This is a genomic window from Psychrobacter sp. 1Y11 (assembly GCF_052259045.1).
Lineage (GTDB): Bacteria > Pseudomonadota > Gammaproteobacteria > Pseudomonadales > Moraxellaceae > Psychrobacter.
Genome location: NZ_JBQQER010000005.1, coordinates 77881 through 100529, shown reverse-complemented (window position 1 = coordinate 100529; position 22649 = coordinate 77881). Strand labels below are relative to the sequence as shown.

Genomic DNA, 22649 nt, shown 5'->3' with positions numbered 1-22649 from the left:
TCACCTAGGATACCTTTAAAGCTGGACATCAGAGACATAAGGATTTATCCGAAAAATAAAAAACTAATACCACATTAGAAAACAGGAACTTCCATAACCAGTATTTGAGCATTAGCAACGACATCCATCGCAAACTGACTTGCCTCAGTAATACCAAAACCATCACGTGGCTGTAAAACTTGATTATTAATAAACACCTGACCTGAGATTACAAACACGTAAGCGCCATTGCTAGAGTCATTAAAAGTATAAGTTTGTGTCGCGCCTTGATCAAATTCACCCACGCTAAACCAAGCATTTTGATGTATCCAAACCCCAGCGTCATTACTATGTGGTGAGAGTACTTGATTAAACTGATTGCGATTCAGTAGTTCAATTAAGCTAAGCTGTTGATAGCGCGGTGTGACGTTTTTTTTATTCGGCTCAAGCCAGATTTGTAGCAGCTTAACTGGAATATCTTGATTAGCATTACTCTCAGAGTGTACTACTCCTGACCCTGCTGACATCACCTGTATGTCACCTGCGTTTATCAAGCTTTTATTACCCATATCATCTTCATGAATAAGCGCGCCTGTTAGCGGAACGGTTACTATCTCCATGTTGCGATGCGAGTGCGAGCTGATACCATGACCGCCGTCAATATGATCATCATTAATAACTTTGAGTGCGCCAAAGCCTACTCGCTCGGCATCATAATAATCAGCAAAGCTAAAGGTGTGTTTAGTTTTGAGCCGGCCATGATGCGCCCCGCCGCGTTCATTCGCTGGGTGATAAATGGTTTTCATAATCTCCTCAAAATACGACTTAATCAGTCCGTCATAAACAATATTGCTAAACAAGACAAAGGTTTACGCTCGCAATAAAAAATCCAACCCTAAACGCTTAGTTTCAACGTTTAGAACTGGATTGGTAATAGAATAGAATGTCAAAACTATCTCTACAGATGCTCTTGGTTATTTAAAATAATTTGTGGCCTAAAAGCTTACAATTCCATTCTTCTAAAACCTTTAGTATTGCCACGGTTGGTCTTGCTCTATGCCGGCTTTGTCTATCTTATTTCTTTTTTTCTGAATCTTGGTATCTATTTTTTCTTGCTTCTTTAGCGCTTTTTGGTTGATATCGTCTATCAAGCCTTGGATCTTCTTATCCACTTTGTCTTGCTCTTTTTGACGCACTTTATCAACCTGAGCTAACTCTTTTTGACGCGCCTTATCTACTTTATCTTGCTCTTTTTGGCGCAGTTTATTGAGCTTACTGAGCTGTTTTTTGGCCTTTTTACTTAAGGTAATTTCATCTTGCGCTTGGTTGTTAGCAGACTTATTCGACATGATAACTCTCCTTAATCAGGTTATATAGGATATCTATACACTTGATAGTAAGCCAGTACGCTTGCCTAATCAACGTGTCAATACAAAACCGGTACACGTCCTTAAGCTCCCTGTAGATCGGCAAACTAGAGATAATATTGATTCTTGATCACTATAGAATCTAGAATTAAGCTTGGTTAGAACTGAAAACTAGTCCATATTAATTATTTCGCAATGCTTTTAAGAGCAGAGCGACAGCATGTAGATTGAATGGAACTTGCGACACCCAACATTCTAATTCAATACTATAAAATCCTATTTAAAAAATTTCCCTTGCGTGCCTTGAGAAGGAATAAGCAAAGCACTGCTTTGCCCGACGCAAGACAAGAACTGTGCTTGCAGTTAGCAGTGCTTTTATTTTTTCGGCTCTCAGGTCTCCTTCAACACCACCCCTCCCTATCTTTTTGAATATTTAGTAGTAGCCGAAATGTACAAACCATTTGTAGAATTAAGCGTTTTTAAATAAAAAACTCTAATGCTTTTAAAATAGCTATAAACACAACCACGCTGATAATAATTTTTGTCAGGTTTATACCTTCACGCCCTTCTTCAAGCTCAAGACGATTTAGAACATTTAGGGAGTCATTCGATACCTCATTCCAACTACTATCCTCTTTTCCAACTTGGTACAAACCTACCTTGTAAGGCTTTTCTAACTCTAACAAGTACTTTTCTAGCTGCTCCCACTGTTCATCTGGGTAGCTCTGTATAGCTAATTCAATAACTTTTGGGTCAGCTGTAGCATAAGATAAGGGAATTGGGTTAAAGTTTATCCAATGTGATAAAAATTCATCTGATGAAGCAGTATAAAGGGCAACAGTTGGAATCCTGTCACCGATGTTCACATTTTTTAATGAATTGCGTTTTGTTATCTTTATAACTGGGAAGTAACCATAGCCTTTACTCAAGTCTCCATTTACAGCAACGAGAGTAGGCTTAGTCCCAACAACGATACCGCCGTTCGAATGACCGCTTAAGAAGTGCTCTTTTTTGTTTATCCAATAGTAAACATTTATAATAACTACTATAACAACAACGAATAAATATACGATATCGATAATCACAGTAGCTAGTAGCGAGCAAACTAAAAGCAAGAGTAGTGAACCTACAGCTATCTTATTATGACGAAACCATACCCGTTTTTTGAGTTCTGCATTACCCGGGTTTAAAGCGACAGTATCGTTATCAACTGTAAAATTATTCTTCACTAGATATTCCTTCCACGCTACAGAGCTTGTTAACAAGGTTTTAAAAAGCTATTTGGATGTTTTCACATATCCAAACCGTAATCTAGAGAATAGTATTCTAAATATAAAAAAAGAGCCACCAGAATTATCTAGTGGCTCTTCTCAGTATAATACTATTGTGAAATGCTGGGCTAAACCAGCCTACAAAACTCTTTACACCAAACTATTTACCGCTTCAACCACCGCATCCGCGGTAATACCAAACTCTTTATACAAGTCACTGGCAGGCGCAGACTCACCATAAGTGGTCATGCCGATGACTTTACCGTCAAGGCCGACAAACTTATACCAGTAGTCCACATGCGCGGCTTCGACAGCGACACGAGCGCGGATATTAGCCGGCAATACTGACTCGCGGTAATCAGCGTCTTGCTCCATAAAGATCTCAGCACAAGGCATAGAGACCACACGGACTTCAAAGCCATTTTCGCTAAGCGTTTTATGTGCGTCCATAGCAAGGCCAACTTCTGACCCTGTGGCGATGATGATTGCTTGTAATCCTTTATCACTAGCCCCTTGCTCTTTAGCTAGGACATAACCGCCTTTAGCGATATTAGCGACTTGTTCGCTATCACGAGATTGATGCGGCAAACCTTGACGACTAAAGATCAGTGCGGATGGATTGTTCTCAGACTTAATCGCTTCTACCCAAGCGCTAGCAGATTCAGTCGCATCACACGGACGCCAAGTACGTAGGTTTGGCGTAGTACGTAGGCTAGTCAACTGCTCAACAGGTTGATGCGTTGGGCCATCTTCCCCTAGACCGATTGAGTCATGAGTATAGACATGAATAATACGCTGCTTCATGAGCGCACCCATACGTACCGCATTACGCGCATATTCCATAAACATCAGGAAAGTAGCGACGTAAGGAATAAAGCCACCATGGAGCGCGATACCATTAGCAATCGCAGTCATACCGAACTCGCGCACACCGTAGTAAATATAGTTGCCATCAGCGTCGGTCTCAATCCCCTTGGCATCTTTAAAAAGAGTTAAGTTTGAACCTGCTAGATCTGCTGAGCCACCCATAAGCTCTGGTAATAGTGGCTGCAAAGTGTTGATCGCATTCTGACTGGCTTTACGACTAGCGACATCACCGCCCTGCTCTTGGGTTTGTTGGATATAGTCTTTTGCTTGGCTGTCAAAGTCATCGGGTAGCTCGCCGTTGAGGCGCCGTTTTAGCTCGCTTGCTAACTCTGGATAAGCTTTTTTATAGGCGGCAAAGGTGGCGTCCCAGTTCTTTTGCATGACATCGCCTTTGGCTTTGCCATCCCATGCTTCATAAATCTCATCATCTAATTCAAACGGCGCGTGTTTCCAAGCAAGCTCATCACGAGTTAAGGCGATTTCGTCATCACCAAGCGGTGCACCGTGGCTAGAAGCTTTGCCTTGTTTATTTGGACTACCAGCACCAATTGTAGTCTTACAAATGATTAAGCTTGGCTTAGTCGTTTCATTGATCGCTTGCTCGGTAGCTCTAGTAATAGCATCGGTATCATGACCATCGACTTTGATCACTTGCCAGCCATAAGCTTCAAAGCGCATTTGTGTATCATCGGTGAACCAGCCTTCAACATCACCGTCTATAGAGATGCCATTATCATCGTAGAAGAAGACAAGTTTACCAAGTCCTAAGGTACCTGCGAGCGAGCAGACTTCATGGCTGATGCCTTCCATCAAGCAACCATCGCCCAAGAATGCATAGGTATGATGGTCGATGACTTCATGACCGTCACGGTTGAACTGAGCGGCTAAGGTTTTCTCAGCGATAGCAAAGCCTACTGCGTTTGCAATACCTTGACCTAGCGGACCCGTCGTGGTCTCAATCCCTGGCGTATAACCTAGCTCTGGATGGCCAGGCGTTTTAGAATGCAGCTGACGAAAGCCTTTTAGATCGTCAACGCTGACGTCATAACCTGATAAATGCAGCAAAGAGTAGATCAGCATCGAACCATGGCCATTTGATAACACAAAGCGATCACGGTTATGCCAGTTAGGATCCGCAGGGTTGTGCTTCAAAAACTTGCGCCATAATACTTCGGCGATATCAGCCATTCCCATCGGTGCACCAGGATGTCCAGAATTGGCTTTTTGCACCGCATCAAAAGATAGTACGCGGATGGCATTGGCAAGTTTACGTTCATTAATTGGGGTAGGCATAGCAGGTCCTAATATTCGGATGAGAAGTCGAGAAGACAAAAGGAAAAGCGTTTGGGTAATAAGATTAGAGCGTAATAAATACTCTCAATAATTAGAGAAACAAAAAGATATTTGAGTCATCGGCAATATTAACATATTTGCGATAGCCCTATCTAAAAATGCGCTGACAGCAGCGTTTGCATTTCGCAATCACTCCTATTAGTTTTATTAAACGATAGACATGTAGATAGATCAGATAGGCACAATAGACACATAGGATAAATTGCTACTCATAAGCTGCAAGTTCATTTAACTATTTGCAGCTCGCAGCTTATAGTAGCAATTGATACTTAAACTGCAATTGTCTCAGTCCCGCCCATAAACGGACGCAATACTTCTGGAATAGTGATACTGCCATCGGCGTTTTGATGGTTTTCCATTACCGCAAGCAAGGTACGGCCAACGGCAAGTCCTGAGCCGTTTAGAGTATGGGCAAGGCTAGTTTGTTTGCCGTCTTTAACCCGCGTACCCATACGGCGCGCTTGGAAGTCGCCACAGTTTGAGCAGCTTGAGATTTCACGGTAGGTGTCTTGGCTGGGTAGCCACACTTCGATGTCATAGGTTTTTTGCGCGGCAAAGCCCATATCGCCCGTACACAGCATAACCGTACGATACGGCAAATTAAGCTGCTGTAAGATATATTCCGCCTGTTCGGTCATCGCCTCTAAAAGCTCGTCTGATTGCTCGCTTGTGGCAATATTGACCATCTCAACTTTTTCAAACTGATGCTGGCGTATCAGACCGCGAGTATCGCGACCATGCGAGCCGGCTTCACTACGAAAGCAAGGCGTATGCGCAGTAAACTTCAGCGGTAGCTCTTTAGCCTCTAAACGCTCACCGCGTACCAAGTTAGTCATCGGTACTTCGGCAGTCGGTATCAAATAGAAGTCCGTGCCTTCGTTATTGGTATGATTGGTCAATTTGAACAAATCATCTTCAAACTTAGGCAGCTGACCTGTGCCTTTTAGGCTCTCAGAATTGACGATATAAGGCACATAAGTCTCAGTATAACCATACTTGACCGTATGCGTATTGAGCATAAACTGAATCAGCGCGCGATGCAGCTGCGCTAATTGTCCTTTTAACACATTAAAACGACTGCCCGTAAGCTTAGCTGCCGCTTCAAAATCAAGCATACCTAGAGATTCCCCGATGTGAGTATGATCTTGGATATCAAAATCAAACTCACGCGGGCTACCCCAGCGGCGTACTTCTACGTTGTCATCCTCTGATTCGCCTACCGGCACATCGCTAGCTGGCAAGTTCGGAATCTGTAGCGCCGCTTGATTAATGCGCTCTTGCAAAGTACGCAGCTGGTCTTCCGCCTCCTTGATCTCAGCGCTGACGCTTTGCATCTCAGCGAGTAACTCACTGGCATCTTCGCCTGACTTTTTTAGCGCGCCAATCTGCTTAGCGCCAGCATTGCGACGCGATTGTAGCTCTTCTGTTCTGACTTGCAAAGACTTACGCTCGGACTCAATCGTTTGCCAAAATTCTATGTCTAGCGCAAACCCGCGCGTGGTCAGCTGCTGCTGTAAATCGGTCAAGTCGCCGCGTAGGAGTTTTGGGTCTATCATAGTAGTGGCCTGTAGCGCTAAGGGGTGAAAAAAGGTAAAAATGAGATAACAATAAAGAGTGGCTATAATACCAAGACCGAGCTGATTTGACCATGCCCGCAGATAGCTTTTGTAAGCGCTATTTCGCCCTCTATTATTATCCTATAGCCAATCCACTTTAAAATAAATACAGCGCTACTGGGATAAATTTTACGCAGCATCGAAGAAACGCAGCATGCAAGTAAAACTTATCCCAGTAGTACGTTGTCATAGCTGTACACTTTTTATTTAGGCTTCACTATATGACTTCTCTAGTTATAGTGTTTCTTTTAGAGTGGCTTTTCGGTAAGATAAGCGCATAGTTTTATTCATCTAAGTCAACTTGGCATAGACATTATTGCTCATATTTTTTGATAGTAGCAACTACTGCTATCAACAAAAGTTAATGCCAACCCGTTTACTTAACCCTCTCTAATCTAACGCTTAACATGAGTCTCTGAGAACCTTTTATGGCCCTGTATCCCTATACGCTGCAACCTGTCGCCCTCAATTTGACTGAAGCTGAATTTCAGCAAGCCCAATATGAGCTATTTACCAATGCTAGCCCTTCTTTTGGTCTAAAAAGTTTAAAAATGAAAGAGTGGATCATTATAGGGATAGTCGTCATCTTAGCAATCGCTGGGCTAGTGTTCTTGACAGGCTACTCGACGATCATATTTTGGTTGATGCTGGTGTCTGTTGTTATCTATTTACTTGTCCGCACCCTCGGGTTTAAATGGTACGTCAAAAAAGAATTTGAAAAACAAGTGGCGGCGCAAGAGATGCCTGATGAGATGCGCCAAATGAAACTTGGCGTACAAAAACACGGTTTAGTGATGGCGATGCCAGCCAACCAACCTGATCTCATGCAAAATCCACAAATGCGTGGTATGCAAATGCGCGCAGGCTCTACTCAGCAAGCGGTCATCCCTTGGAGCGCAGTCAAAAGCTGGGATGAGACTGATGACTATATCTTTGTAATGTTTGAGATGAAAGGTCAGCAAGGCAGTCAGATTATTCCTAAGCGTCTAACCACGCAGAAGTTTCCCATTGATACGGTACGTCAACATCTGCAAGAAGTCGTTCCTACTCGCGGTCTAAACCCTGAAAGCTTACAGCCTCCTGCTTAGCCTATTAGCTATACTATTTATAATTATAGATGAGTTATATTATAGTTATAGATGAGTTATAGTTAAGAATAAGTATTATAGTTATGAAAAAGTATAGCTTATTCGTGTTTTATAAAATAAATCATACTGGTTTGTTTAATTCACTTAACTTATTAACACCCCTTTGCTATGATAGGAGTCATTGAAGAGATAGAGGTTAGCAGACGAGTTTTGCTACTGTTTACTTAATAAGATCAAATAATTTTGATCAAAAAAGTAAAGGTGAATCATCACTGATGACTTTTAATCATATTTTAATTACAGTTCTCTAAAACTAACACTCACATTAAAAGGATAATATTATGAGTAATAAAGACAATACTACTAATCAGATTGGCTTAGAAAGAGCTGACATGAGCGCTGTCGTTGAAAAACTAAACAGCTTGCTATCGAGCTATCATATGTTTTATATCAACGTGCGCGGTTATCACTGGAACGTCAAGGGTGAGCACTTTTTCTCATTGCACGAGCAGTTTGAAGATCTGTACACTAACCTACAAGTAGAAATCGATGAGATTGCTGAGCGTATCTTAACTTTAGGTAAGACACCATTACATGCTTATAGTGATTTTGCGCAGCATACTAGCATCGAAGAGGACAAAAACGTCCATGATGGCAATAGCTGTGTTAAAGGTGTGGTCACTGGCTTGCAAACGCTCATCGAAGAACAGCGTACAGTATCAGCACTAGCAGAAGAAAACGATGACCAAGGTACCGCTGATTTGCTTGATGAGTATGTGCAACAACAAGAAAAGCTAGTTTGGATGTATAACGCGTTCTTAGGTAAATAGTCTTAGGATAGATAGCGTTAACTGATCAGCTAAGCAAAAAAAGCACCTATATATAGGTGCTTTTTTATGTCTAAATTTGGCTGAATGATCGCTGATTACAATAGTTTACTGACTAAAACAGCTTACTCTTGTACCCATTGGCGTATTTTTGCACGCTCGGCAGGTGTTGCTTGAAGCCATAACTGCATGAAAGTATCTAGCGTACTAGTCGTTCGTGCCGATTGGCTTACCTCAGCTGGTGCTACGCTATAAGTGTTGGTGGCTACCGTGCCTGTATTCACTCTTGCCGGTTGCGGCTTGGCGGCAGGTGCAGTCTGATCGATAGCGGCGATAGCGCGTTGGTTTTGCATCTGTGCATCTTCGCCACCGCCAAATACTCCACCGATCGCTTTACTTAATCCAGCAAATATACCACCGTTGTTCCCAGCCACGCTTTGTTGACTGGCGATAATAGTATTGTTTTGTTGGACGGCAAGCGTTGGCTGCTTTGCATAATCTTTGGCAGCGGCATACTCTTCTGGCTGGTTTGGCATAGTCAAACGATAGGTCTGATTGTCCGCCATTTCAGCCACGACACTGACATTACCCGAACGCAGATAATCATGCTCATCGCGAGGCAACCTGTAGAGGCGATCATACTTAGCCGTTATCGCATGCTTGCCTGGCTGCAGCGTGAAGCTCTTAGTCAAAGGCTGAAAAGCACCTTGAGAAATCTCTTGCCCATTAATTGCCGTGACCTTAATATTGTCGTCCACTAACAGCGTCACGTCGGCATAAGTGAGCATAGATACTGAGCTTGCAGCCATCAGTACAGTACCGACGGATAGTTTTTTGCGTAAAGAGGCTGAGAGTGTCATAAGGTATCCTATCGATAATAAAAAGTATTTTGTAAGATGAAATGTTTTGTGAAATAAAAGTCCGGTTGTAAGTTTAAAAGTCGAGTGGCATCGTCTGATTGTCATCAATCGCCGCTTGACTATCGACTTGAGTTTCTTGACTGATATCGGCCAGCTCAGCGGCTAAGGTTTGCTCATCAATCGTACGCAGGGCATCGCTGATGACCGCTTTTGAGATATTGCTGCGGCCTAAGTTTGAAAACATAGGCTGTATGTAATTGAGCACTTCCATCATCGCGCCAATACGATGAGGGCCTTCTGTGAGCAAATGATTGAGAATTCGCTCATCAAATTGCCAGCCCCGCCGGCGCAAAATAGATTCCAGCAGCGCTTGACGATCGACCAACTCATGACCATCAGGGACCTTAAAACTTGGCGCTTGCGACAACCTAGTAAGTAGATCAGTCAGCTGAAACGGTAGCTTACTAGCAGATTGGTTGGCGGCAAATAATAACTGACGTTGGCCTTCTCGGCTACGGTTGATCAGATGAAACAAAGCCTCTTGCCACTGAGTGCTATGCTCTAGAACGTCTAGATCATCGATAGCGATAACATCAAAATTCTCTAGCGAGGAGAGGACATTGACATCGGTATTGACTAATTCGTTAAGCGAGAGGCAAATGGCTGACTTATCAATATCAATAAACGACTCACAGATGGCAGATAATAGATGCGATTTGCCGGTAGCAGGACTACCAAATAGGTACAGCTGACCTATCAGGCCGACATGGAGCTGCCGCACTGCATCAATGATAGACATCCAACCGGGACCTGAAAAGTCGCTGAGACTCGCATCATGCTTAATGTCCAGATTGAGACTTAGCTGTGCTTGGGCCATAGATCGTCAACTTAGTTTGGGTAACACAGTAAAACGGTATTGAGAAACCATATATTTAAAATTGTGTTATAAACACTGCGCCTATATATACCATATTTCTAAAATGACTGACAAGTGCTTTACCCGTTTTAGCCGTGGCAAAGAATGATTTGTTTTTAAAATAAGATCATTCTCTTTTGAATAGATCCAGCTGGACGCGGCCTTTATAAAAGTTAGTGGTTCGATAATAAGCATATAAATGTCTAAATAGTACGTTGATTACCGCTGATACTGGCAGCGCAATAAGCATACCAACGAAACCCAATATACTTGCCCCTGCCAATACCGCAAAGATAACCCATAGTGGCGATAGACCAATTTTATCACCTAACAATAAGGGCTGCAGTACATAACCTTCAGCTGCTTGGCCTACCAAAAAAGCCCCTACAATCAACGACAGATAAAACCAATCAAAGCCAAATTGAAATAGTCCAGCTATGATGGCAGCAATAAAGCCCAAACCAAAGCCCAAATATGGTACGAAGCTTGCTATACCAGCCACCATACCAATAGTTAGTCCCAACTCTAAACCGATTAGTTGCAGCTGTACAGCATAAATAGCGCCCAATAACACCATAACCAAAAGCTGTCCTTTAATGAACTCCATTAAAGCGCGATCGCACTCTTGAGCAATAGCAATCACTTTTTTGCTATATCCTTTCGGAATGGCCATCTTCCAAGTATGAATACGTTGATCCCAATTGAACAAAAAGTAGAACGTCAAGATAGGTACCAATACAATCAAGCCTGCATTATTGACAAACCTCATCCCTGAGGAAAGAATTTGGCTCATCCATGTGCTAGCATCAGAGATATTGTAATGAGTCTGCATATAACTGACCAAGGTTTCAGAAAAACCTTCGATCTGCAAAGCTGGCAGTAGTATATTGGTATTGTTAACCACCCAGTCGCGAACCACATCATTATACCAACTCAAAATCCTTGGTAAATACTCCCAAGCCGCCTGCAACTGGTACCACAACGTCGGTATTAACCACCACAGTAATAGTGCCATTCCCAGAGTAATAGTGGCATAAACTACGATAATAGCAATCCAGCGTCTAACGTACTTGCTTAACCTCTTAACTAAAGGATTAAATAAATAAGCCAGTACAAAGGCAACGAAAAAAGGGATGATGACGGGCAACATCAGTTTCAATAAAAACAAAGCTATAATAATAATGACGACGATAAATAGACGTCGAAAAAAAGGATCTATATGCTGAGATGTCATTATTAGTGATCCTACAAGTAAGAGAGGGTTAATGAGCTTATGTGCGATAAAAGTTAAAATGCCTAATGATAAGAACTTTCATAAGGACTTCTGAAAGCTAAGACTGATATTATCGCAAAGTAACCATAAAAAGCGGTGAACTTTTTGTATCGACTACTCCTTCGGCACTTATCGCTATTTTATAAGAAATATAAGGCTTTTATGGAGAATATTAGCAAGTTGCTTTGCGAGAGTGGCCTATTTTTGGGTATAATGCGCACACAAAAATTGTTTTATCTTATTTAGTTCAATATACCCCAATTGTGAGATGACCATGAGTGACAAGCCTTCTTTAAGCTACAAAGATGCTGGCGTTGATATCGATGCTGGTGATGCGTTAGTCCAACGTATCAAGTCCGTGGCTAAAGCCACTACCCGTCCTGAAGTAGTTGGCGGTCTTGGTGGTTTTGGTGCCCTATGTCGTATCCCTACCGGCTATACCTCACCACTACTTGTCTCTGGTACTGACGGCGTCGGCACTAAGCTCAAGCTGGCACTGCAGCTTGATCGTCACGATACGATTGGTATTGATCTGGTCGCTATGTGCGTAAACGATCTACTCGTATGCGGAGCTGAGCCCTTATTCTTCCTAGATTATTATGCGACGGGCAAGCTCGATGTGGATACCGCAGCTACGGTCGTCAGCGGCATTGGTGAGGGCTGTAAGCTTGCTAACTGCGCCCTTATCGGTGGTGAGACCGCTGAGATGCCAGGGATGTATCAAGACGAAGACTATGATCTCGCAGGCTTCTGTGTCGGCGTCGTTGAAGAGGCGGAAGTCATCACCGGTGAGCATGTCAGCGAGGGCGATGTGCTGATTGCACTGGCTTCTAGTGGCGCGCACTCCAATGGCTATTCACTAGTCCGTAAAGTCATAGAAGTCAGTGGTATCGATGTTAGCACTAGCGATGAGCAGCTAGACGGCCAGCCTATTCAAGATGCCCTAATGGCACCGACTCGTATCTATGTCAAAGCTATTAAAGCGTTGCAAGACACGCTTGGTAGCTCGGCCTTACATGCAATGTCGCACATTACTGGTGGCGGCTTAACAGACAACTTACCACGAGTGCTACCGGATAATTTGGCCGCTAGTATTGATACGAATAGCTGGCAGTTCTCAGAGCTATTTACCTGGCTACAAACCCAAGGTAATATTGCCCAAAGCGAGATGTATCGTACCTTTAACTGCGGCGTCGGCTTTGTGATTGTCGTACCAAAACAACAGGCTGATAAAGCTATTGAGATCTTAAACGATAATGGTGAACAAGCTTGGCAACTCGGTGAAATGGTGAGCCGCGCTACTGACGCGGTCGTTTATCGATAATGTCAGATTCATCTTTGGGCCAAAATAATAAACCATTACGAGTAGCCGTTTTAGTCTCAGGTAGTGGTAGCAATCTGCAAGTATTGATAGACACTATGCAGTCAGGCGAGCTACCTATAGAGATAGTCGGCGTCATTAGTAATCGCGAGGATGCTTATGCGCTAACTCGCGCCAAAGAGGCCTCTATTCCAGTAGCTTTATTATCCCATGTTGCTAATGGCAAACGCATGGGCATCAAAACTTTTGAGACGCATGCAAATGCGCAGCTGCAAGACTGGCAACCTGACTTGATTGTCTTGGCTGGGTTTATGCGCGTATTGAGTAGCGATTTTATTCAGTATTCTATCGCCCCAATGATAAACTTGCACCCCTCCTTGCTCCCTGTTTACAAAGGGCTTGATACTCATCAAAGGGTAATTCAGGCGGGCGAACGTCATCATGGCTGTAGTGTCCATGTGGTTACTGCTGAGCTTGATGCGGGTACTGTTTTGACTCAAGCGCTGTTAGAAGTTGATCCTAAAGAGACAGCAGATGGCTTAAAAGCACAGGTACAGAAACTTGAACATCAATTGCTGCCTTGGACGATTTTGCTTATCGCTAAAGGAGTATTAACCCTCAATACCGATTCTTCAAAAAATGATGACAGCTATTTGCCAGCGCTACCATTAACGCTGTTTATCGATCAATAAAAACAGCATCTAACTTAAAATAATGACATACATAATAAAAGCCCAGTCACTCAATATATGAATGACTGGGCTTTGTATTGTTTAGCACTGGGTTGTTCTAGTTTTAAACCCTTTATATGCTATTAGCTTTTATGTACATGCAAGCCTTTGATATTGACAAACTCTTTGATACCGAAGCCACCATGCTCGCGGCCATGACCTGAGTTTTTCACGCCACCAAACGGTAGCGCCGGATTTGCTAGACCATAACCATTGATATAGACCATACCGGTATCAAACTGCTCACTAGCTAGGCGAATGGCTTTATCTTCGTCTTTAGAGAAGATAGCGCCGCCTAGACCATAACGACTGTCATTGGCGATACGCATAGCATCGTCTTGATCTTTTGCGCGGATCAATGAAGCGACTGGGCCAAATAGCTCGTCATCATAGGCCGGTTGACCTTCCTTTACGTTCTCTAAAATCGTGGCTGGATAAAAGTTACCTTTACCTTCTGGTAATTTACCACCAACTGAAATCGTAGCCCCTTTCTTGACACTCTCTTCAACTTGCTCGTGTAATTTCTCTTGCAAGTCTTTACGTGCTAATGGGCCGATATCAGAGCTGTCGTCCATAGGATCACCAGTTTTGGTGTTCGAAAACTTCTCAACAATACGATCGCGGAACTCATCATACAAGCTATCGACAACGATGAAACGTTTCGCTGCAACACAAGTCTCACCATTATTAATAAGACGCGCTTGCGTACAAGTCTCTACAGCAAGATCTAAATCAGCGTCTTCAAGTACAATAAAGGCATCATTTGAGCCAAGCTCTAACACAACCTTTTTGAGGACTTTTGCCGCTTGTTGACCAACAACTTTACCTGCATCATCACTACCAGTGAGTGTAACACCGCGCACTTTATCGTTGCCGATCAAAACCTCTGATTGATCATGATCAATCAAGATCGTACGGAATAGATCATTTGGCAGATCAGACTCATGAAAGATTTTTTCGATTAATAAGCCAGAGCCTGTCACATTAGCGGCATGCTTTAATAAAATACTGTTACCAGCCATCAAGTTAGCAATGGCATAACGGAATACTTGATAAGCTGGAAAGTTCCAGGGTTGCATACCATAAATGACACCGATCGGCTGATAAGTGACGATACCTTTTTTCATATTTTCGATATCGCGTACATCATCTGCAAGAGCGGTAACGCCTTTCTCTGCCGTGAAGTCACAAATTCCTATGCACAAATCTACTTCGCTTAAACTTTGATTATAAAGCTTACCACGCTCTTCAGTCATCAGTTTTGATAACTCTTCTTTATATTTGGCTAGAGTTTCACCAATAGATTTAATCACTTTGGCACGCTCTTCATGACTCGTTTTGCGCCATTCAAGAAATGCTTCATGTGAGGCATCAACAATTTTGTTGACCTCATCGTTAGTCATATAGTTATATTCTTTAATATCTTCGCCCGTTACTGGGTTTACCGTAGTAATATCTGCCATGATTCATTATCCTTATTTTGTTATTAATTTCTAAGAGTATTATTAGCTGGAAACCTTTGATTGTTCAATGGATCAGCCAAACAACATTAATCGATTATAAAATGGTTTAAAGAGCTTTTCTTCTCCGAGTCTTTTTCAATCTGAAGCTCATAGAAGCAAAATATTAAATCTTTAAGCACTATTTAATTGATGATTTTATAATAACAAATAATTAGCCGTATAATTTTACAAGATATAATGAAGTGTGATTTTGATGTTAATAATGTGACTGAAATATAAAGGCCTACTTAATAAAGTCTATTAAGTAGGCCTAAAGTATTAATAGAATTATCAGTACAATAATTCCTATTGGATGGAATGATAAACATAAAAAAGACCCACCTATGAGTTGGCCTTGAGAGCACTGGAATAGCACTCTCATAACATTGTAACAGCATATAGCTATCGTTCGATAAAGTAGTTTATCTTGTTAGAATAACTGCGTAATAACGGGAATGTCTTGCTGTTGCCCCTCTTCCTCGGCTACCACTTGCCGAGCAACATGCATAATCAGTTGTCGTAACCAACGATGCGCTGGGTGATGCTGCAGTAGTGGTGACCACGCCATCGTCAGTTCAAACTCAGGAATGAAGAAAGGCGGCTCTTTCATAACGATGCTATCATTGGTCGCTTGCATACGAGCAACTCGCGTTGGCAAAGTCGCGATCAAGTCCTTATTAGCAGCTAGCATCGCTGGCATCTGATAATGACGAGTAAACACACTTATCTGACGCTTTTGCCCTAAGCGCTGTAGAGCTTGATCAATAGATCCGAGGCCACCAGACTTTTCTGGATTAACCCCAAACCCTACGCCCATGCCCGTCTTAGAGACCCAAACATGCTGGCCTTTGAGGTAGTTTTTGAGATTGAACCGATTCACGTAAGGACTATCAGCAGATAGCAGGCAACTAAAAGTATCACGCCAGACCAGCACTTGGTGAAAGCTTTGCGGTATTTCATTAAAGCGATTAATCGCCAAATCGACTCGGCCCTGCTCCATATCACGATAAGACACATCTGATGGAGTCAAAAAGTCTAAAATAACGTTAGGCGCCTCAGAACGCAGAGCCTTGACCAGTTTAGGAACCAAAGTAGCTTCTGCATAATCCGACGTCATAATCCGGAAGACACGTGACGTACTATAAGGACGAAACTCCGTACGCGGCTCAAGCACTTGCGTCAAATCAGCGAGTATTTCCCGAATCCGAGGTTGTAGTTCAAGCGCACGCTCCGTCGGTGTCATTCCCTCAGAAGAGCGCACTAATAGCGGATCATTAAATAGCTTACGCAGACGGCGCAAGATGTTACTCATAGCAGGCTGGGTGATACCTAACTGCTCAGCGGCGCGTGTGACATTCTTTTCTCGAAGCAATACATCTAAATGTACTAATAAATTTAAATCAACCCGCTGCAAATTCATATGTGTTTCTCTTCGCTTTATAATAAATGCCACTTAGCGTTAATAGCTACATGAGCGCTATTTTTAAATACTGATGATAAATGATTAAATTGCTCTACTGATCTGAAAACGACCACTATGCTTATCTATAGAGCTAAATGCGTAAAGCTAAGTTTTGTAGAGTCCAATTGCGGTAGAACTAAGTGTCTAGAATCGATCCAAAAAACCGAACGCACCCGTTAACTTAGGCAAAAGACCATTGAGTAACCCATCCAGCCTATTATCTTTATATATAACTCACTGATTTTATTAAACTATATTTATAATAAATACCAAAGATAACTATCATAAATTAGGTAAATCACACTAAATTGTCTATAGTAAGACTCAACGCTTAACTCGCATGCCCGCTCTAAGCCGTGTTACTGGCGAATATTGTAACATTTCTGATGGATAACAAGTAGCTTCAACGTCATCACCCTATCGTTACTTCTTGATGGTTCATTTACTCTTTTTTCGTAAATAATTTAAATGAAACACCTTGTATTTAGAAGCAGGTTTGTTTAGGGTAATAGTCCTAATATTTCAAGAAGACAAATGCCGTCTCTACTATTAAACGATTACTAGGCCAACAAGGCAGGCATTTAGTATTAAGTAATCAATCAGTATCTAAGTAGTCGTAACCCAATCGCAACTATAGTTCCATACAATATAACTTTCGATAAACTCTTGTTTTACCTCGTTTTTTTCACCCCACCAAGGAGACAGTAAATGTCAACAACCTATAAGTCAGCTATCGATTTAGTACGTGAATTAAAGCAAAAGCATGGTAACTGGCAAAATATCAGCGAAACTGATGCTGCCCGTATGATGATACAAAACCGCTTCAAAACCGGTTTAGACATTGCAAAGTACACTGCTAAAATCATGCGCCAAGACATGGAAGACTACGACAATGATACTTCTCAGTATACTCAGTCTTTAGGTGCTTGGCACGGTTTTGTTGCTCAACAAACCATGTATGCAAAGAAAAAATACTTCGGTACTACCTCAAAGACTTATATCTACCTATCAGGCTGGATGGTAGCTGCGCTACGTTCTGAGTTTGGTCCTCTACCTGACCAATCTATGCACGAAAAAACGTCAGTACCTAAGCTTATTGAAGAGATCTACACTTTCTTACGCCAAGCTGACGCTAAAGTATTGAACGATTACTTCCGTGAGCTAAACGCTGCCGAAGAAGCGGGTCAAGACACTAAAGCTATCTTAGAGAAAATCGAAAACTTCGACTCTCATGTCGTGCCAATCATTGCTGATATCGATGCCGGTTTCGGTAACGAAGAAGCCACTTACTTGCTCACTAAGCAGATGATCGAAGCTGGTGCTTGTGCCATTCAGGTCGAAAACCAAGTTTCTGACGCTAAGCAGTGTGGTCACCAGGCTGGTAAAGTAACGGTACCGCATGAAGACTATATCGCTAAGCTTAACGCTATTCGCTATGCTTTCTTAGAGCTAGGTGTTGAAGACGGCGTTATCGTTGCCCGTACTGATTCTGAAGGCGCATCGTTAACACAAAAAATCCCAGTATCAAATGAGCCAGGCGACCTTGCTTCTAAATATATCGACTTCCTAGAAATGGAAGAAGTGAGCATTGAAGACGCTAACGAAAACGATAGTTTACTTAAGCATGACGGCAAATTGGTACGTCCAGTTCGTATGCCAAACGGCTTGTACAGCTTCCGTGAAGACACCAACATCGACCGCGTCGTGCTTGACTGTGTAACTGCTCTAGAAAACGGTGCAGATCTACTATGGATCGAGACGCCGACTCCAGACGTAGCACACATCAAAATGATGGTAGATCGTATCAAAGAGCAGCAGCCAAAAGCGAAGCTCGTTTATAACAACAGCCCATCGTTCAACTGGACGCTAAACTTCCGTAAGCAAATCATTGCTAAGTGGGAAGAAGAAGGCAAAGACATCTCTAAGTACAACAAAGATGACTTAATGAGCAGCGACTATGATGGTACTGAACTTGATGAAGCTGCTGACGAAGCTGCTAAGAACTTCCAACGTGATGCCTCACGTGAAGCAGGTGTCTTCCATCACTTAATCACCCTACCAACTTATCACACGACTGCTCTAAGTGTGCATGAGCTAGCTAAAGGCTACTTCGGTGAAGAAGGTATGCTTGCATATGCCGCTGGCGTACAACGTAAAGAAATCCGTGAAGGCATTTCATGCGTTAAGCATCAAGCAATGGCCGGTTCTGATCTTGGCGATGATCACAAAGAGATCTTCTCAGGTGACAACGCTCTAAAAGCTGGTGGTGGCAAGAACACTATGAACCAGTTTGGTTAATCTCAAGCTATAAACTATGAATAACTCATAGCTTTGTAAGCTTAAATAAAAGTCACTCTACAACAGTAGGGTGGCTTTTTTTATGACTATATTTTACCTGTGGTTAATGCAGGTACTGTACCTGCGCCAACTCACTTTTTAAAAGAGCATTGGATATAAAGAGCATTGGATCTATTACAACCATTACTTCAGTCTTAGGCAAAACTTTACTTGTCATTCATTGACAGCTTTCATAGGATAGAAACAAACCCACTATTATAAAAACTCCTAGGAGACATCATGCAAGAGATTGAATTGAAGTTCTTGGTGCCAAAAGCTCGATTAAAAGGTCTTATGCGTCAGGCAAAAGTAAAATCCTCACAGACGACAATGATGTCCGCCCATTATTTTGATACGCCCAAACAAGAGCTTGCCGAAAGCGGTATAGGGCTGCGAATTCGCTTAGAGGGCGATGAATGGGTACAAACTATCAAAGCCGGCGGCGATGGCATTGCTGCGCGTCTAGAGCACAATATCACTCTAGATAGTGAACTGGTGCAGACGATGTTAGCGACGGATAGCTTGCTGCCTGATTTATCAATATATAAAGAGACCACTATTGCCCCAGCTTTAGCAGACTTTAAACTCAAAAAAATCAATAAAAAATTAACGCGTCAATATATCACCGATATCGAGCGCACCACTCGCTTATTAGTAGAAGATGAAACCCAAAGCGCGAATGAGCAAGGTACAGTGAGTACCATTGAGGTGGCCTATGATCATGGCAAGATTATTCATGGGACAGATGAAGCAAAAGTGCAGGATATGCAAGAGATAGAGTTTGAGCTGGTCTCAGGCGAGTTAGAGTTTTTATTCGCTACTGCAAAAGTATGGTGCAAACGCTATAAGCTGTGTTTATCAACTGTCACTAAAGCTGAGCGTGGTAGCTTACTACTCCATGAGCAAGACTTTAGCCCTGCGGTTCGCGCCAACCTAGACGCGCTAAGAATCGATGAAGACAGTAGCTTGCCGGCGTTCGTGCGTACAGTCGTTCATAACTGCTTATTACAGATACTACCTAATAGTAGCGCCATCGCAGCGGGTAGCCAAGATAACGAGCATGTCCTGCAGCTACGTATAGGCATACAACGATTACGCAGCGCGCTTAAGAGCTTTAAAAAATTCTCCGAGCAGCTCAATCCTGAATGGCTGCCTATCTTAAAACAAACGGCGACACTATTAGGCGATTATCGCCAGTTGGCTTACTTAGTCACTAATGTCGAGCCAACGCTACAATACGCTGGCGCGCCTAGCGTTGATTGGAGCGCTGATATCGACAAACTGAAAATAACGCCGATAGACGCCGTTCGTGCCAATGACTTTCAGCTGACTTTGCTTGAGCTTATCGCTTTTACGATGAGTGACGCTACTCACGAGCCAAAAGCCCATAAATGCGCGCAAGATAAAGTGGCAAAAAGACTCTCTAAGCAGCATATTAAGCTGCTTAAGGCTGAGTATGATTTTGAAGATATCATTTTGGAGGCGTCTACTGATGATACTGATCGGAGCGCTGCTATCTATGATAAAGCGCACCAACTGCGTAAGCAGCTCAAAAAAATGCGCTATCTCAGCGAGTTTGCCGCTCCTCTTTATGCAAAGAAAAAAAGCAAACGTTGGCTAAAACGTCTGAAAAAAGCGCAGCGAGCGCTTGGAGAGTATTTAGATCACCGACAATATAAGCACTATTATCAGCAAAAATCTCACACTGACACGCAAGCTTTATATGGGGCCGGATGGTTTGCCGCGCAGCTAGAATCTGATACTAAACGCTGTAAAAAACATTTGGCTAAGCTGCAAGATACTGCTAGCTTTTGGTAAGGGCTACTTTGAGCTAAACAAATGGCCCCAAAATAGCTTAAAGGAATAATCTTTTACCTTAAAACCATTTAATTCTAAAAAGGCACGCTCTCATGCTAACCCTCTATAAGTGTTACGGGCGTGCCCTCTTCTACTTGGATAAATAGCTCCATGATATCGGCATTGCGCATACGCACACAGCCATGTGAGAGTGGTATACCCATCAGCTCACTATCAGGAGTGCCGTGGATATAAATGTAGCGCTGATAGGTATCACAACCGCCTTGCTCATTACTGCCTTTATTGACGCCTTCCTCTAAGCCTTTAAGCCATAAAATACGGCTGAGTATCCAATCTCGCTGTGGATACTGACTCCCTAAATCTATGTCATATACTTCACCAGTAGCAACACGTCCGACAAATACCGTATTCATAGGCGCATCGCCACCAATTTTTTGGGCAATAACGTGACGACCAAGCGGGGTGCAGCCACTGTCTTGTTGACTACCGATACCATTTTTGGCAGTTGAGATAGGATAAGGAGGGCTAGCTACCCCATTGTTATAAGTAGTCAATGTCTGCGCTGCGATGTTAATTACCAATTCTGTCTTTGGTATATCGGTATTTTTCATATATAAATCCAGATAAAATTATTAGCCCTATCAATAACATAAAAGCCCTCTAAAATTTTCTAATATTAGGGGATTGTATCTGCATAGCTTGCACCGTAAGATAGATAAACACTTTTTGATGCTAGCAGATTATGACCACTATTTCACCGACACGCGTGTCGATGTATGATTTTTTGTATCAGGATATTCAGCCTCTGACTTCTTTATTAGCCGATGCTGCCACTCTCTCGCTGCCGCAAACCCGTATAGCCGTAAACAGCAGCGTGCAGGCCATCCTTGCTGCTTTGCTGGCTTACCAGCAGCGCCACCAAGCGCAAGCGGTGAATAAAAAACTGTTCTCACGAGCAGCGGTCAAAGAGCTACGCCAGTACAATGCGATGAATTTTGCGACGTTAAGTGCCACGCTTTATCACCGTCATGATGTCACTGAGACTTTATTCATTGATAGTACTCGTGTCAATGATGCTTGTGACTATATTGCCGGTCAAATTGATGGCAGCCCTGCCCAAGTCAAAACCCTCCTCGGTACTCTGACTATTATTGTGCTACGCGAGCTGGCTATTTTGACAGAGTATAGTCAATTGGATAATGAGGAGTTGGACAAATGGTTTGACTTGCAACCGCAGTTCTTAACCAAGCAGCGTTTTGCAGCAGATTCAGCGGCTAGTAGCGAGGCCAATGCTAACCTCCAAGCCTCTAGCAAAGAGATGGCTCCAACTAAACCTACGAATAATGAGTTAGACACGACTGCAGACCCACAAGCGCTGAGCACTGAAGCTACAGACGCTAAAATAGCTGATATCGAACAAGCAGATTCACAAGTGCTTGATATTAGACCACCAGCGTTTGATGCTTACTGGTATGAGCTGATGAAATTCAAGCCTAATCTTGCTGCTTCTGGGCAAGATATGCAACAGGCGACGTCTAATTATCTAAAGGTAATAGGCCGCTCGCCTGAAAATATCCAACAAGGCCGACATAACGACTTACTCATCTTTACCCAGATGCCTAATATCAGTGTGCCGCATCAGCGTTGGCTGTTACAGCTAGCCAAAATCTCTGACATCTATCTCAATCGTCAGCGTCTGCGTATTGCCTCTGAACCTATCAATCCGCCGAGCGCGCCATTAGTCAGCTTAGCGTTAATCGGTGGCAATAGCGATAACACGCCTGCCACTACGAGTGAGACGCCGATTGAGTACGAGCCTGCAGCACCGCTTTGGAAAAACCCTGTCATTCTTATAATTATCCTAGTCATTGGTGCGCTCAGTGCTTTGGCTGCCCTGAAATATCAATCACAAAAATCAAGCGGAGCGATAACCGCAACTGAGGCGGTCATAGAACACGATCAAGCCGAAGAGCGCAAGCAACAGGACGTCGCTATTGTAAAAGTCGATGACGAAGAGGATGCGAAGTAACTCTAGCGGTAAAAGCCTTTTTGCATAAAAAA

The 22649-nt window shown here is 42.8% G+C and carries 18 protein-coding genes; 7 read left to right on the top strand and 11 right to left on the bottom strand.

Features of this window, described 5'->3' with window-relative positions:
* Positions 1-74: 74 nt before the first annotated feature.
* From ACTXGJ_RS06050 to serS, 5 genes are all read right to left on the bottom strand, one after another.
* Positions 75-785, bottom strand: coding sequence for a pirin family protein (locus ACTXGJ_RS06050; RefSeq protein WP_439242655.1), 711 nt, complete (start codon positions 783-785; stop codon positions 75-77).
* Between the two features lie 222 nt (positions 786-1007).
* On the bottom strand, positions 1008-1328 hold the full coding sequence (locus ACTXGJ_RS06045) for a hypothetical protein (protein ID WP_439242657.1): 321 nt from the start codon (positions 1326-1328) through the stop codon (positions 1008-1010).
* A 497-nt stretch (positions 1329-1825) separates the two neighbouring features.
* On the bottom strand, positions 1826-2575 hold the full coding sequence (locus ACTXGJ_RS06040; protein ID WP_443565369.1) for a DUF3239 domain-containing protein: 750 nt from the start codon (positions 2573-2575) through the stop codon (positions 1826-1828).
* A gap of 192 nt (positions 2576-2767) precedes the next feature.
* Positions 2768-4777, bottom strand: a complete 2010-nt coding sequence (gene tkt / locus ACTXGJ_RS06035) for a transketolase (RefSeq protein ID WP_439242661.1) — start codon at positions 4775-4777, stop codon at positions 2768-2770.
* Positions 4778-5106: 329 nt separating this feature from the next.
* On the bottom strand, positions 5107-6393 hold the full coding sequence (gene serS / locus ACTXGJ_RS06030) for a serine--tRNA ligase (protein WP_443565368.1): 1287 nt from the start codon (positions 6391-6393) through the stop codon (positions 5107-5109).
* Between the two features lie 488 nt (positions 6394-6881).
* On the opposite strand from serS, the gene ACTXGJ_RS06025 reads away from it, so the two are divergent.
* Both ACTXGJ_RS06025 and ACTXGJ_RS06020 read left to right on the top strand, forming a co-directional pair.
* The gene (locus ACTXGJ_RS06025) at positions 6882-7541 is read left to right on the top strand and encodes a YcxB family protein (protein WP_439242665.1); all 660 of its coding nucleotides are present in this window, start codon (positions 6882-6884) and stop codon (positions 7539-7541) included.
* Positions 7542-7882: 341 nt separating this feature from the next.
* A complete protein-coding gene (locus ACTXGJ_RS06020) occupies positions 7883-8371 on the top strand; it encodes a Dps family protein (RefSeq protein ID WP_443565367.1) in 489 nt (162 codons plus the stop codon).
* Positions 8372-8493: 122 nt separating this feature from the next.
* Here the strand turns inward: ACTXGJ_RS06020 and ACTXGJ_RS06015 are convergent, their stop codons facing one another.
* The 3 genes from ACTXGJ_RS06015 to ACTXGJ_RS06005 form a co-directional block, all read right to left on the bottom strand.
* Positions 8494-9228 carry a DUF2057 family protein gene (locus tag ACTXGJ_RS06015; RefSeq protein WP_443565366.1) on the bottom strand — a complete coding sequence of 245 codons (735 nt, stop codon included), beginning with the start codon at positions 9226-9228 and terminating at the stop codon, positions 8494-8496.
* A gap of 73 nt (positions 9229-9301) precedes the next feature.
* A complete protein-coding gene (gene hda / locus ACTXGJ_RS06010) occupies positions 9302-10105 on the bottom strand; it encodes a DnaA regulatory inactivator Hda (RefSeq protein ID WP_439242671.1) in 804 nt (267 codons plus the stop codon).
* 166 nt (positions 10106-10271) lie between these two features.
* Positions 10272-11378: an AI-2E family transporter gene (locus ACTXGJ_RS06005; RefSeq protein WP_439242673.1), complete on the bottom strand. Its 1107-nt coding sequence runs from the start codon at positions 11376-11378 to the stop codon at positions 10272-10274.
* Positions 11379-11691: 313 nt separating this feature from the next.
* Here ACTXGJ_RS06005 and purM point away from each other — a divergent pair, with 313 nt between their 5' ends.
* Together purM and purN are read left to right on the top strand one after the other, a co-directional pair.
* The gene (gene purM / locus ACTXGJ_RS06000) at positions 11692-12741 is read left to right on the top strand and encodes a phosphoribosylformylglycinamidine cyclo-ligase (protein WP_439242675.1); all 1050 of its coding nucleotides are present in this window, start codon (positions 11692-11694) and stop codon (positions 12739-12741) included.
* Complete coding sequence (purN, locus tag ACTXGJ_RS05995; RefSeq protein ID WP_443565365.1) at positions 12741-13430, top strand: phosphoribosylglycinamide formyltransferase; 690 nt, start codon at positions 12741-12743, stop codon at positions 13428-13430. The genes purM and purN overlap by 1 nt, the downstream gene beginning before the upstream one ends.
* Before the next feature lie 122 nt (positions 13431-13552).
* Here the strand turns inward: purN and ACTXGJ_RS05990 are convergent, their stop codons facing one another.
* Positions 13553-14932 (bottom strand): NAD-dependent succinate-semialdehyde dehydrogenase, encoded by a 1380-nt coding sequence (locus ACTXGJ_RS05990; RefSeq protein WP_439242679.1) that lies wholly within the window; start codon positions 14930-14932, stop codon positions 13553-13555.
* 469 nt (positions 14933-15401) lie between these two features.
* Positions 15402-16391 carry a LysR family transcriptional regulator gene (locus tag ACTXGJ_RS05985; RefSeq protein WP_439242681.1) on the bottom strand — a complete coding sequence of 330 codons (990 nt, stop codon included), beginning with the start codon at positions 16389-16391 and terminating at the stop codon, positions 15402-15404.
* A 750-nt stretch (positions 16392-17141) separates the two neighbouring features.
* Between ACTXGJ_RS05985 and ACTXGJ_RS05980 the strand changes: the two genes are divergently transcribed.
* Together ACTXGJ_RS05980 and ACTXGJ_RS05975 are read left to right on the top strand one after the other, a co-directional pair.
* Positions 17142-18731, top strand: a complete 1590-nt coding sequence (locus ACTXGJ_RS05980) for an isocitrate lyase (protein WP_439242683.1) — start codon at positions 17142-17144, stop codon at positions 18729-18731.
* 279 nt (positions 18732-19010) lie between these two features.
* The gene (locus ACTXGJ_RS05975) at positions 19011-20588 is read left to right on the top strand and encodes a CYTH and CHAD domain-containing protein (RefSeq protein WP_443565364.1); all 1578 of its coding nucleotides are present in this window, start codon (positions 19011-19013) and stop codon (positions 20586-20588) included.
* A 95-nt stretch (positions 20589-20683) separates the two neighbouring features.
* Here ACTXGJ_RS05975 and ACTXGJ_RS05970 read toward each other — a convergent pair whose 3' ends face one another.
* Positions 20684-21199, bottom strand: coding sequence for a L,D-transpeptidase family protein (locus ACTXGJ_RS05970; protein WP_443565362.1), 516 nt, complete (start codon positions 21197-21199; stop codon positions 20684-20686).
* Between the two features lie 131 nt (positions 21200-21330).
* Here ACTXGJ_RS05970 and ACTXGJ_RS05965 point away from each other — a divergent pair, with 131 nt between their 5' ends.
* On the top strand, positions 21331-22617 hold the full coding sequence (locus ACTXGJ_RS05965; RefSeq protein ID WP_443565360.1) for a hypothetical protein: 1287 nt from the start codon (positions 21331-21333) through the stop codon (positions 22615-22617).
* Positions 22618-22649: the final 32 nt, after the last annotated feature.

What these genes read in the sequence shown, in the direction of transcription:
- ACTXGJ_RS06005 (WP_439242673.1), bottom strand. Translation starts at nt 11,378, where the DNA reads ATGACATCTCAGCATATAGATCCTTTTTTTCGACGTCTATTTATCGTC.
- ACTXGJ_RS05985 (WP_439242681.1), bottom strand. Translation starts at nt 16,391, where the DNA reads ATGAATTTGCAGCGGGTTGATTTAAATTTATTAGTACATTTAGATGTA.
- ACTXGJ_RS05965 (WP_443565360.1), top strand. Translation starts at nt 21,331, where the DNA reads ATGACCACTATTTCACCGACACGCGTGTCGATGTATGATTTTTTGTAT.
- hda (WP_439242671.1), bottom strand. Translation starts at nt 10,105, where the DNA reads ATGGCCCAAGCACAGCTAAGTCTCAATCTGGACATTAAGCATGATGCG.
- ACTXGJ_RS06050 (WP_439242655.1), bottom strand. Translation starts at nt 785, where the DNA reads ATGAAAACCATTTATCACCCAGCGAATGAACGCGGCGGGGCGCATCAT.
- serS (WP_443565368.1), bottom strand. Translation starts at nt 6,393, where the DNA reads ATGATAGACCCAAAACTCCTACGCGGCGACTTGACCGATTTACAGCAG.
- ACTXGJ_RS06025 (WP_439242665.1), top strand. Translation starts at nt 6,882, where the DNA reads ATGGCCCTGTATCCCTATACGCTGCAACCTGTCGCCCTCAATTTGACT.
- ACTXGJ_RS06045 (WP_439242657.1), bottom strand. Translation starts at nt 1,328, where the DNA reads ATGTCGAATAAGTCTGCTAACAACCAAGCGCAAGATGAAATTACCTTA.
- ACTXGJ_RS05970 (WP_443565362.1), bottom strand. Translation starts at nt 21,199, where the DNA reads ATGAAAAATACCGATATACCAAAGACAGAATTGGTAATTAACATCGCA.
- ACTXGJ_RS05980 (WP_439242683.1), top strand. Translation starts at nt 17,142, where the DNA reads ATGTCAACAACCTATAAGTCAGCTATCGATTTAGTACGTGAATTAAAG.
- purN (WP_443565365.1), top strand. Translation starts at nt 12,741, where the DNA reads ATGTCAGATTCATCTTTGGGCCAAAATAATAAACCATTACGAGTAGCC.
- ACTXGJ_RS06015 (WP_443565366.1), bottom strand. Translation starts at nt 9,228, where the DNA reads ATGACACTCTCAGCCTCTTTACGCAAAAAACTATCCGTCGGTACTGTA.
- ACTXGJ_RS05975 (WP_443565364.1), top strand. Translation starts at nt 19,011, where the DNA reads ATGCAAGAGATTGAATTGAAGTTCTTGGTGCCAAAAGCTCGATTAAAA.
- tkt (WP_439242661.1), bottom strand. Translation starts at nt 4,777, where the DNA reads ATGCCTACCCCAATTAATGAACGTAAACTTGCCAATGCCATCCGCGTA.
- ACTXGJ_RS05990 (WP_439242679.1), bottom strand. Translation starts at nt 14,932, where the DNA reads ATGGCAGATATTACTACGGTAAACCCAGTAACGGGCGAAGATATTAAA.
- purM (WP_439242675.1), top strand. Translation starts at nt 11,692, where the DNA reads ATGAGTGACAAGCCTTCTTTAAGCTACAAAGATGCTGGCGTTGATATC.
- ACTXGJ_RS06020 (WP_443565367.1), top strand. Translation starts at nt 7,883, where the DNA reads ATGAGTAATAAAGACAATACTACTAATCAGATTGGCTTAGAAAGAGCT.